Origin of the sequence: Campylobacter sp. CCS1377, from assembly GCF_040008265.1 — a bacterium.
Taxonomy (GTDB): domain Bacteria; phylum Campylobacterota; class Campylobacteria; order Campylobacterales; family Campylobacteraceae; genus Campylobacter_D.
The window spans coordinates 780047-792429 of the sequence record NZ_CP155620.1 but is presented as its reverse complement, the minus strand read 5'-3'; the positions used below and the strand labels follow the sequence as shown (position 1 = coordinate 792429).

The following is a 12383-nucleotide window of genomic DNA, read 5'->3' as shown; positions in this document are numbered from 1 at the left end:
TATGAAATTACTTTAATCTTTAATGCCATTTTCTTCACCAAATTTTAGTATCTTAGCTCTAAGTTCTCTTGGGAAATTATATCTATAAATAGCAGGGATTCTTGGATCAAGGAGTTTATCAAGCTTATGTTTTTTGTAAACATATTCTAAATGTTCTGGAACCCAATAATAAGGTGCATTAGGATAGCCTTGTGGAGGAGTTAAGACTGCTAGTTTAGATTCTAAAATAAGAGAATCTATATATAGTTTCGCTTCTTGATTAGTCCAATCATTGGGAATATCCGTATTGTAAAATGCAACAGAACCTCTACGATATGCCCACATTTCACGATTAAACTCTCTTCTACTCTCTGGAGTAGAGTCTATATCTCTTGGATCTTTTAATTTACCTTTTAAAACATCATCATCTAAAGATCTAATAGCTTTACCATCAGCATCATCTGCAAATTCATATTCTGTTAAATCAATCACCCAATCCACTCCTATAAGTTCATCTAAGAAAGGAAGCATTCCAAATTCATCATAAGGAGGATTTTTAGAAAAGTCTTTTAGCATTTTCTCTCTTAAAGGATTTTTATGTCCTCCACCTGCTAAGGCTACAGAAGATGAGTAAGTAGTGAGTTGGTGTTCTAAAGAAGGTTGATGTCCTAGTTGTGCTGCTAAAAATAATGCTTGATAAGCCCTAGTAGTAAATCCTGTTTTCCATAATCCTCCTCCACCTTTTGCAAAGCCTAATTTATCTCCTAAAATTCCTGCTGCTAATTCCCATTCACCCATAAATAAATATCCATCACTTAAATGAGCTAAGCCTCTATTGGCTTCTACTTCTTTGTAAAGTTCTTTATAGTCTTTATTGATTAAATTTCCTTTTTCATCTACATTACAATAAGCATCATAAGGTATATCTATAACAGTACTTCTAAGTCCACTTCTTATAATTAAATATTTATATCTTTCTCTTTTAGTTTTTAAAGATTTATAATAAGCTTTTTCTGCTTTAGTCCAAGGAGCTATGCTTCCTTTGATAGGATCTTTTAAATATATGCTTTGCCATTCTTTAAATTCTACTAGAGTGGATTTTTGCCCTGTATAAAAGTTAGGATCTAGATACTTGGGTTTATAGTCTTTGTAGGGGGAGTTTCTTAATATGCGATCACCCTCGAAGAGAGCTTGAGAATGTTGTTTAGTGTATGTACCATTGCTTTTTGCCGTAAATAATATTTTATTTGTATCTTTTTCTACATTTAATATTGAGCCATCTGGTGTATAAATCTCATAAGTATCACTCATCTTTTATCCTTTCTTTATTTAACCTATATGCAAGCCATTTTTCATAATGATAGTAGTGGCTAGTCTGCCTATGAATTACTCTTTTATATTATGCTCTTTAGCATAAGCTTGTATCTTCTCTCTTAGGCTTTCTGGAAAGTTATAACGATAAATTGCAGGGATTCTTGGATCAAGAAGCCTATCTAAATTATGATTTTTGTAAATAAACTCCAATCTTTCAGGAGAGTAATAATAAGGTGCATTAGTATAGCCTTGAGGAGGAGTTAGGGCTGCGAGTTTGGCACATAAAATCAAAGTATCATTAAATCTCTCTACTTGCTCTTTACTCCAATGATTTGGATTATCTCCATCAAATCTAGTTTTCATTCCATTTCTATAAGCATCTAATTCATATTCAAATTCCAATCTACTCTCTGGAGTGGAATCTATATCTCTTGGATCTTTGAGTGTTCCTTTTTCAACATCATCTTTTAGAGCATCATTAACTCTTCCTTTTTCGTCTTCTGCAAATCGATACCTATTTGGATCTATCACCCAATCCACCCCTATAAGTTCATCTAGAAAAGGTAGCATACCAAATTCATCATAAGGAGGATTTTTAGAAAAGTCTTTTAGCATTTGAGCTTTAAGAGGGTTTTTGTGTATGCCATCTGTTAAATCTCTATATGCATAAGAATCATAAAGACTTTTAAAGCCTTGTTCATGTCCTAGTTGTATGAGTAAAAAATTTATTGCTTGAGTTCTTGCTTTAAATCCTGTCATGGAAAGTTGTAAGGCTCCTACAAATCCTTTTATATCTCCTAGTATTCCTGCTGCTAATTCCCATTCAGCCATAAAAAGCCAACCTTTATGCATATTAGCCATACCTCTATTGGCTTCTACTTCTTTATAGAGTTCTTTATAGTCTTTATTGATTAAATTTCCTTTTTCATCTACATTACAATAAGCATCATAAGGTATATCTATAACAGTACTTCTAAGTCCACTTCTTATAATTAAATATTTATATCTTTCTCTTTTAGTTTTTAAAGATTTATAATAAGCTTTTTCTGCTTTAGTCCAAGGAGCTATAGCTCCTTTTATAGGATCTTTTAAATATATGCTTTGCCAATCTTTAAATTCTAAAAGAGTGGATCTCTCTCCTGTATAAAAGTTAGGATCTAGATACTTGGGTTTATAGTCTTTGTAGGGGGAGTTTTGTTTAATTTCCCAAGCTTTAAAAAAAACCTTGGTATATTCTTTAGTATATTTGCCTACAGGATCAGCACTTTGTGCAAAATATATTTCATTAGTTTTTTTATCTACCTCTACTCCTAATCCATTAGGAGCGTATATCATATAAGTATCACTCATCTTTTATCCTTTCTTAATTTATCCTATATGTAAGCCATTTTTCATAATGATAGTAGTGGCTAGTCTGCCTACAAATTTAGGGCATTTTTCTTTTTCCTCTTTATTGTTGGCAACCTTAATCATATATTCTTTGTTTTCCTCACTTTCTTTTTTTTGTGAGATATTTTTATCACCATTTATCCCCACATACAAAGCCTTAATATTATTTTGCCCTATAGTGTCTAAAGCTTTTAAGAATTCTCTGTGTTTTGAAGGATCAGAAGCGTTATTTGTCGCTTTAGTATTAAAAATATCGTTATCTATATCCTCTAAATAATCCATGCATTTATGATAAGCATCTATGGCTGCTAAACCTTTTGCTTCTCTATTTTTATACTCTTTATATAAAGCTTTTTTTGCTTCATCTTTATTGATAGCTTGTAATTTTTTGTTATAAGTTTCAATGCTTCTTCTTTGCTCTTCGTTGGCATTTTTAGGGATTAAAAAATCTTCTTCATGTTTTAGTTTTAAAAGTCTTGGTTTTGTAGGCAAATCATGTAAATAAGAATAAGTATTAAAAAAATCTATATCTTCTATGATTTTTAAATCTCCGGTTTTTGATCTTAACTCATCTAAACACAAATATGCAAAAAGTTTGTTTAAAAGATAATTTCTTACCTTTTTTGTGCCGCTTAGATCTTTATGATAGACAAATAAGGATTCTTTTTCCCCCAAACCTCCTGTTTGTAGTTTCCCTCCTGTAAACATAGAAGTGAAATTAAAAGAAATAAAAGTATTGTTGATAAACATAGGATAAGAAATTAATCCTTCTTGTGCGTCTGTAGGTTTTTTCATTAACACATAGGGAGGACTGTATTTATCACTAAAATTTAAAAATTTCAATTTTTCGTATTCTTTTTTGCTTTTTTCATAGTGGGTTATCCATAATTGATTAACTAAATCTGTGATGATGACTTGAGGCAAGAATATAAAAGATTCTTTAGCAATATTGCGAATGGTTTTTAAAGTAAAATTAAATTTATATCTGAAAATTTGTTTTTTACTAATATTTGTCAAGTCTTTAAAACCTTTGCGATTTTTTAATTCTTTAAAAGTCATACCATCTACTAACATGATAGCTTCATATTTGTTTTTATTTTTTTGCATATAGCAAAGCTCTAATAGGGCCATTTTGCTTAGCTTTTTAAATCTTTTGTCAAATTCTTTTTGGTTGTGTATTGTAACTTTTTTCATATGAATATTTGATTTAGTCATCAAAAACAACAAATAACTCGCACCTATATTTTCATAAAGGGCTTTTTGTGCTTCAAGGGTTAAAAAATTAAGGACAGTTTTGCTAAGTTGCTTGGCAAATTTAAAATCATCTCCTCTTAAAAAATCCGCAAAAGGAAAGAATTTGTCTATAAAAGCATCCATCATAGCTACTATAGTTTTTTGTGGATTATAAGAAATTTTATCTATATCATTTTTTTCTATATATTCTGTTAAAGTGTCGAGTTCATCGCTGATATTGTTGCTTGATTTTTTTTCATCTTTAATTAATGCATCTAATTGCTCTAAATTGTGTTTTAATGCTTCATCTTGAGTTTGGGTATCTTGACTGTCTTGTTTTAAATAAATCTCAAGTTCTTTTTCATCGTTTTCATCGATTTCGCAGTCTTTTGATTGCTCTAAATAATCTACAAATTCTTCTATGCAAAAAATTTTTTTCTCAGTAAGTTTTGCTTTTTGTTGTTTTGAAAAGCATAAGGGGATTTTTTCTTCATTTATATTTAAAAGGACATCTTGAGGAAGTATATCAATACTTTCTTCCTCTTCTATTTGTATGCTTTCATAATTTGCAAATAATTTCCACCAAGCTTGATAATCGGTTTTAATAGACGAATAAAAATGCTTTATTACATAATAAGTTAAGGCAAGTAAAAGAACTTCTGTGATGGTAATATTTTTCTTATCGACAAATTTTTCCGAATAAGTTACACCTGTGTAAGTACCAATGTTTTGTTGTTTGGTTTGAATAATACTATTTATATAAGCTCTTAAGCAATCAATGCCTTCTTGAAAATATTGTTTTTGTTTTTCTAAAAAAGTTTTTTTATTATTTGCTTGATAAAAAACAGATTGTAAATAATAATAATTGTGTATTTTATCAGCATTACTAGGATTTTTTATAAAATTTAGATATTGAAATACATTTTCAGGATTGTCATCTGTGATACTATTTAATAACTTTTCTTTTTCTTTTACCACATCCTCAAAGCTTTGATAAGTTTGATAATTTAATTTAACAAAAGGACTTAAAGAAAGCACAAAAGCATTAGTTTCATTATCGATAATATTTATTTTATATTTACTATAATCTATCGTTACATCATAGTCTTTTGGAGCTTTGACTAAAATATCATTTTGTTTTTCATCTTTTATGGTATCTGGATAAATGATAGTATTTTCAAAAATTTCTTCTGTAAGTTTTTGATGAAGTCCAGCATTATATTTTTGCGGAGCATTAGTGATGATGAGAAAATTTTTTGCATGGTAAGATTCGCTTTTTTTATCCTTTAAATCCTTTATGATTTGAGCTAGCGCAATAGAGTTAAAATACGGACTTTCTATATAACTTAGTCTATTTTGATCTAAAGGTATTTGCCTTTTAAGTGCCTCTTTAATGGAGTATTGTTTATAAAGAATAAATTCTTCTTTGGGATTTTCAGTGAAAAAATTTGAAGAATTTGCACTCCAAAAATCTTTAAAAATTTCTTCATTTGATTTAAGACATATTGCTAAATCTTGTTTATGATATACTGATGATTGAAAATTTACCGCTCCAAAGCCTGAAAAATCAAAAAGAATTTTATCATCTATAATCAAAGTATAGTGATGAATTTTGTTTTCAAAAACAGTAAAAATATAGCCAATATCACTTATAAGTAGTTTTATAATAGCATTATAAAAGACATAAGAGTATTTATTCTCACTCCACTCTGAAATATCTTGAAAAACCCTCCATGATTCAAAAGCAATATCACTAGCAATTAATAATGGATGCGTTTTTGTCAAAAAGCTTTTTAGCTTAAAGATATTAACAATATTAAGAAAAGCATTAATTATTGTTTTGTATGCAAACTCATAACCTTCTGCGTAAATATCTTTAATATTTTGTATCAATTCACCAAATATCAGTTCTATTTGTTCATTTAGTTTATATTCGTTTAATTTTTGATATTCATCAAATGATTTTAGTTTTTGAAGTATAGGAGTTTTTAATTTCTCATTAATACAAGTAATTAAAAAATCAATTCCTTTGTTTTCTTTTTTTGAAATTTGCGTCATAGCTTCTGAAGTAGTTTCATCTTCGGATTTTTCTAAGGCTTTTATAAAATCATCAAAAATGCTTGCCATATCACAAGATAAAGAAGTTATGATAAAGTTTGGAAGATTATTATCAGAATTATTAGAATCAATGAAATTTTTATAAGAATAATCATAAATTTGAACTTTTTTACCTTTAGAAGCAAATGTTTTAAGAGTGTCATATAAGTATTGATCTAAACCATAATAACAGTCCTTGGCAATTTCGTAATCTGATATTGCTAGATTAAGTACATTTTTTCTTGAAAAATTATTACAATATAAAACTATATTTTTAGCTTGTTTGCAATATTTATCTATCAAGTTTCTAAGTTCATATAGATTATAAATATATTGACAAGTAAATTCTTTATTTTTCATAATCTACCTTTAAATAAATATTATCTTAACATTTTTTATTTAAATAAAATTTAAGCAAAATCATCTATTAATCTCTCCAATCCATCTAAGTATATTACCCTTATCATCAATCTCTATTTCTAAATCTTTGTATTTGTTATAAACTCTAGGTTCTAAAATCTCACGGAGATATTTTGTGCCTTTTTGAGTTCTTGTTACCCATATATTATACCCACTCCAATATCTTGGCATATCCCAAGAAGCAGCACTATGCATTGTACTATGGATCGTTTCTCCTTTTTTAAGTTTGGGTAGAGTATTTGCTGTATATTCTTTGCCTTTATAGATTAAAATATCGTCATAATATCCTTTTAAAAATGCATTAGTATAAAAGAAATTATCTCTAAAATATATCCAAGCTTGATATTTATCTTCTTTATAATAAGATAAATTAGTAGGATAGTCTGTTCTTGTATATTTATCTTCCGATCTTGGAGTAATCCCAAAGTCTATATATCCTGCTAAAAATAGTTGCCCTATAATACTTACATACTCACTATTGTAATTTGGTTTTATGGAATTTTTTAAGTTTTCATCTTCTGTGTAAAACAAAGGACAATCCAAGTCATTAAATTCGCATGCATCCTCAAAAATTGATCCTAAAAAATGATCTTCAAAATATTCTAAAATATCTGTTTTCTTAAGGTTTGGAATTTGTAGAAAAAGCTTTATATCTGATTTTTCATCAAAACAAATACCATCATAACCTAAATTGTAAAATATCTCATCAAAATCAGGAAAGAACGAACCGTATTTATGAATTACTTTACCAATCGCCATTTTTATCTTTCATCTATTAATCTCTCCAATCCACCTAAGCACATTGCCTTTACTATCAATCTCTACTTCTAAATCTTTGTATTTGTTATAAAATTTAGGAGCTAAGATTTCATTAAAGTATTTTGTGCCTTTGGGGGTTGTTGCTACCCAGATATTGTATTGTGACCAATATTGTGGTGTATCCCAAGAAACATCACCTAAAATAAGACTATATCCATCCTCGTCCAATGTTTCAGGATCGTCCAAATCTCTAATAAATTTGTCTTGATAAAAGAAATTATCTCTAAAATATATCCAAGCTTGGTATTTATCTTCTTTATAATAAGATAAGTTTGAGGGATAGTCTATTTTATTTCTATCTTCTTCATCGCAATAAGAACCAAAGTCTATATATCCTGCTAAGAATAGTTGTCCTAAGATGTTTATATATTCACTTATATAGGTAGGTTTGGGTGCATTTAAAGAGAAAGGATTGCTAAGATTGTCAATGTTACAAGTATCCAATAAAATTAAATTATTACACTCCCATCTTGATGTGCCCATGCTTTTTCCGCAAATAAATAAAATATAATACTCAAATAACTCTAAAATATCCATTTTTGTTATCAGGCAAGAAGATATAATTAAAGAGGGATTATTGTAGACATTTTCTTTTAATTGTGTTTTCTTCCATAAGCTATAATCTATATCAGGAAAAAATATAGCACATTTTTCTTCTTTATTCCATTTGATATATTTATACTTCATTTTTCACCCCATTTTCTATATGTATTGTTCTAAGATTTCCTCTTGGTTTGTTAGAATTTATCTCTATGGTCTCGCCTCCAACTTTTAGAAGCTTTTTTATATTGTATAATAGTTTGATCATCTAATTTTCTCATGTAAATTGGTTGTCCGTATTTTTTATCTACTTTATTTTCTAACTCTTTAGAATTTTTAGTTAACTTTTTTCCATCATTTGTCTAATTCTTCTTTGTTTTCAACTATTCTTCTGCGTTTATCTCGGACATTTTTTGGCAGTTTATCCACTATCTGCAACACTTCATCCTTTGTCAATGATTTTTTCTTAATAATATTTTTTGCATTTTTGGGATTTTTCACTGTACCAAGCATTGCTAAGGCATCACCGATAATGCTGACATTTTCAAGTGATTCTAAAGCCTCATCTACAATACCTCCCAAAGGAGAAAATAAAGGCTTTATGGCTCCACTTGATTTATTTCTCCATTCCTCCAAATCATCAAATACTATCTCAATAAATTCTCCACTACCATCTTGTGTTTCTATTCTTATAACATTATCAGGGATGATTTCTTGAGTATTGTTTTCATTAAAATTTGCATTATTGCTTTTTATGACATTTGTATTATCTTTTATATTATCACTCGTAGACATATCTTTATCATCTGCATTAAAATAATCCTTAGTATAAACATTAAAGCAACACACATTTTCATTATCAAGCCACTCATCTAAGCCCTTAGCAATCTCAAAATCAATCTTTTGCATTTTAGCAGGAGCTAAAAAAACTCTATGGTGGATGATATTTTCATTTTCCCTATAATCTTTATTGTATTCATGTAACTCTGTAAAATATCCTGCTCCTAGATCTTTGTTTTCAAATTCTTTATAAGCACTTTTATAAACTTTAGCAATGTTTTTGGGGATAACAAAGATTAATTTTAGCAAATGCACACCAAGTTTAATTTTGCACTCTTTAAATTCATAATCTTTACTAAAGTCTTGTTTAAGAGTATTTAGTACATTAATATCATTTAAATTGAATAAATCATTTTTAGATAATTCTAATTTATCTAAACCTTGTTCGTTTTGATATAGGGTATCGTTTAGATATAAATTAGTGATTAAAAGATTGTCTTTTTGATATTTGTGTTCTTTATAATACATTCTTAATCTAGCTTCTTTTAACTCTATTTGATTTTTACTTTGTTCTCCTAACCCCTCCTTAGGATCAAAACTATGATCAAATTTAAACTTAGTAGGTACAAAGCTTACTTTCAAAGGAAAGCCTTTGTCTGTAATACAAGCTGAGATGAGTTCTTGTAATATAGCGTATTCTCTATTTACTTTCTTTTGAGATAAAGAACCTTTAACATTAACAACTTTAGTGCAAGGAACACTTACATTAGCTATAGTGTGAGGACAACCTGTTATACTAGAGTTTAATAAATCACTTTCTAGCATAATAGGCACACCACCATCTTTAAAAGTTTTTCCTTTGCTTGATTTAAGTATGACTTTACCTCCATGGATACATTCTAGGTTTTGATTTTCTAAAAGGGCGTGAAGTTTAGCTATGCTTTGTTTTTTATTTATTTGTATGGTTTTTTGTTCTTTTAGAGTGTTTGAAATTAAATCTTTGTATTCTAAGCTTTGCTTGCTTAAGCATTCTAATTTGATATTTAAAGATTTTTCCAATATAGAATAATTAAGCAAGCAAAGTTCATTATTTTTATAAAAGATACTAAGTCTTCCTAAACCACTGCTTTCATCTTTAGGAGAAAAATAATAGCTGGGTATATCTTGTTTTATAATATTATCTTTATCTAATTCTCCAAAGTAAAAAGGATTATTAGGGAGTTCGGTGGAGCCTGTAAGGAGGGTGGAGTTTAGGAAGATTTTTGTATCTAAACTTTTAAAATCTATCTGATATTTTTCTTCTATAAATTTTATATCTAAAACACTTCTATCTTTTGTAAAGATATCACAATGATTATCATAAATATGGATTAAATTTGACATAGAGATAAAAGAAGTGTTGTTGGTATTAGATTGTAAATCTTGCAAATTTACTTTATCTAAGAATATGATTTTTATATTATTTGTTTTTAATGCTATAGTATTTGTGTTTTTATCATAAAATTGCTCTATACTGAATATTTTTTCCAAAGCCAAATTAATATCATTTTCTTGTGTATTAAATTGATTATTTAAATTATCTTGTAAGGAATTTTCTTTATTTAAATAATCTTGGATATTTTTTATTTTTTCATTTCTTTCTTCTTTTAAATTATTGATAGATTTATAAAGCTTTTTTCTAGCATCTAGATAGGTATCATTTAGACTTTCTTTATCTAGAATGAAGATTTTGGTAAAATCATTGCTATAGCCTAGATTGTTTATAGCAGTAGTTTGAGTGAAATAAGTATTTTTATCTTCTCTTGATACTATTAAATTTATACATACATAAAGGCAATAAAAATAACCCAATTTATTATTTAAATCATTTAAAATTAAATCTTGGATTTCATTTAAATCTATGTATTTATAATAAGCCTTATTTTCTTTTAAAAATTCTATCACAGAATACAAATTAAAATATGCTATATCTTTTTGATTAATTTGTTGTATTATTGCATTTAATATAATTTTCTCTTGTGTTATTTTATAAGAATAGAGTCTATTTTGATAAGAGGTTATTCCTAAAAAATACTCTTCAAATTTCTGATTAAAAGCTTGTTTTTCTTTTTCATATTTTATCTTATGAAATTCATATTCTCTTAAATCTTCATCATATTTAACTTTTTTTGTTTTATATTCCTCCAAAGCTTGTAATTGCGTAGATGAGAAACCTTGAATACTTGATGCAAATAAAGGTTTTTTAGGTTCTTTTGGCAAATAATGAACCTGCAAATATTCCAACGAATTTAAAAAATCACTAGATGGCTTAGGAATGCTAGAATATGACAAAATATAATCATCATAACGAGTTCTTGCAGTAGCCAAAATATGATTATGATATTTGATAAAAGTCCATAGCTCTTCTTTATCCTTATTTATATTATATTCTAAAAGGTTATCAATTTCTTTATTTTTCATAAGATTTAAAATATGATTTAATTCTATGATAGTAGGCTCTAAAAAATGAGAATCCCAAAATTGATCCCCTAAATTAACAATATAATGCTTACCATCTATATCCACTCCTAAACCTTGTATCGCCTCTTTTGCATTAGAAGTATCAGCATCAGAATCAGTATCTGTTTCAATATGATAAGTATTATCACTTGTAGCTAAAATATTTTTGGCATTAAGATTGGCAAGGAGTTTATTAACACAATTTATAAATACTTCATCAACTTCAAAAATATCATAAAAATAATTCGTTGATTTACTATAAATTATATTTGTTTTTATAAAGATATAATGTTCTTTTAAGTTTGTTTTATTATGAAAATATGATTTTATATTTTGAAATAAATTAGAATCATACCCTATTAAGTTTATTTCTATACTTTTTTGATATTTATAAGTTCTTATTTGATAAAACAATGCTTGCTCTTTATTATCAGAATTGATAATTTTTTCATCTATCTTGTAAATTTGATTTAAATTTAAAGCTTTTAGTTCTTTTGCACCAGGCGAATTAAAAGTATAGACTTCTTTAACATTAGCACTAGAATTAACACTCGCTAATGAAAGAGTAAGTAGTTGTGCCAAAGCTCCACCTAAAGAATGACCTACAATTACCAAGCCTTTGTCTTTTATAATATTTGGAAATTCTTTAACACACTCAGAATAAAATTTAATCATATCAAGATATTGATTATAGGGAACTTTGCCTAAAGCTAAATCAACATCAGCATCTAAAATATCTATCCCAAAATTACTCGTAGGCTCTGTTCCTCGTATAATTATAATCTTTTGATTATTATCTTTGGTATCTTCAAACAAAGTAGCACTAAAGCCACTTGAAGTATTAGGCTGATGTTTTAGGAGTCTAAATCTATTTACAAAGTCAATGGTTCTTTTACTAAGCGTATCGTTTAATCCTACTTTACTAATATCATTATCCAATGTTATTTCTTTACTGTCAAAACAAGTATTTACAAGAGAAATACAATATTTAGGCTCTATTTTAATTATTTTACTTTGTTCAAAACGAGCTTGAATGGCACAAGCATAAGCTGTATTTGTGTTTTTAGGTTTTATACCATGTTCTCCTTTGTTATTTTTAGTAGCAACATCTTGCTTTAATTTATCGCCAAAAGTAAGTTTATCTGCTTTATTAATATTATTCTTTTCATCTTGCTCTATATTTTCCCAAACATATTGCAACATCGCATAACTAGCATCGGCACAATTAGCATAGTCTAAGAATTTAGTGATTAAGTCTAATTTAGCTTCTTGCGTTTTAATATTTTTACTCATTTATTATTCCAAAATTTCAA

General features: G+C 27.7%; 6 protein-coding genes. All 6 read right to left on the bottom strand.

The genetic code is table 11. The features are described 5' to 3' along the window. Positions 1-12: 12 nt before the first annotated feature. Entirely contained in the window at positions 13-1290 is a 1278-nt protein-coding gene (locus AAH949_RS04040) for a hypothetical protein (RefSeq protein ID WP_348519044.1), read from the bottom strand. Between the two features lie 75 nt (positions 1291-1365). After that, a complete protein-coding gene (locus AAH949_RS04035) occupies positions 1366-2643 on the bottom strand; it encodes a hypothetical protein (protein WP_348519043.1) in 1278 nt (425 codons plus the stop codon). An 18-nt stretch (positions 2644-2661) separates the two neighbouring features. Next, entirely contained in the window at positions 2662-6372 is a 3711-nt protein-coding gene (locus AAH949_RS04030) for a hypothetical protein (RefSeq protein WP_348519042.1), read from the bottom strand. Between the two features lie 60 nt (positions 6373-6432). Continuing rightward, positions 6433-7191 (bottom strand): hypothetical protein, encoded by a 759-nt coding sequence (locus tag AAH949_RS04025; protein ID WP_348519041.1) that lies wholly within the window; start codon positions 7189-7191, stop codon positions 6433-6435. Positions 7192-7200: 9 nt separating this feature from the next. Next, positions 7201-7938 carry a hypothetical protein gene (locus AAH949_RS04020; RefSeq protein ID WP_348519040.1) on the bottom strand — a complete coding sequence of 246 codons (738 nt, stop codon included), beginning with the start codon at positions 7936-7938 and terminating at the stop codon, positions 7201-7203. A gap of 207 nt (positions 7939-8145) precedes the next feature. Next, positions 8146-12363: a hypothetical protein gene (locus AAH949_RS04015; RefSeq protein ID WP_348519039.1), complete on the bottom strand. Its 4218-nt coding sequence runs from the start codon at positions 12361-12363 to the stop codon at positions 8146-8148. Between the last annotated feature and the right edge of the window lie 20 nt (positions 12364-12383).

What these genes read in the sequence shown, in the direction of transcription:
- AAH949_RS04040 (WP_348519044.1), bottom strand. Translation starts at nt 1,290, where the DNA reads ATGAGTGATACTTATGAGATTTATACACCAGATGGCTCAATATTAAAT.
- AAH949_RS04035 (WP_348519043.1), bottom strand. Translation starts at nt 2,643, where the DNA reads ATGAGTGATACTTATATGATATACGCTCCTAATGGATTAGGAGTAGAG.
- AAH949_RS04030 (WP_348519042.1), bottom strand. Translation starts at nt 6,372, where the DNA reads ATGAAAAATAAAGAATTTACTTGTCAATATATTTATAATCTATATGAA.
- AAH949_RS04025 (WP_348519041.1), bottom strand. Translation starts at nt 7,191, where the DNA reads ATGGCGATTGGTAAAGTAATTCATAAATACGGTTCGTTCTTTCCTGAT.
- AAH949_RS04020 (WP_348519040.1), bottom strand. Translation starts at nt 7,938, where the DNA reads ATGAAGTATAAATATATCAAATGGAATAAAGAAGAAAAATGTGCTATA.
- AAH949_RS04015 (WP_348519039.1), bottom strand. Translation starts at nt 12,363, where the DNA reads ATGAGTAAAAATATTAAAACGCAAGAAGCTAAATTAGACTTAATCACT.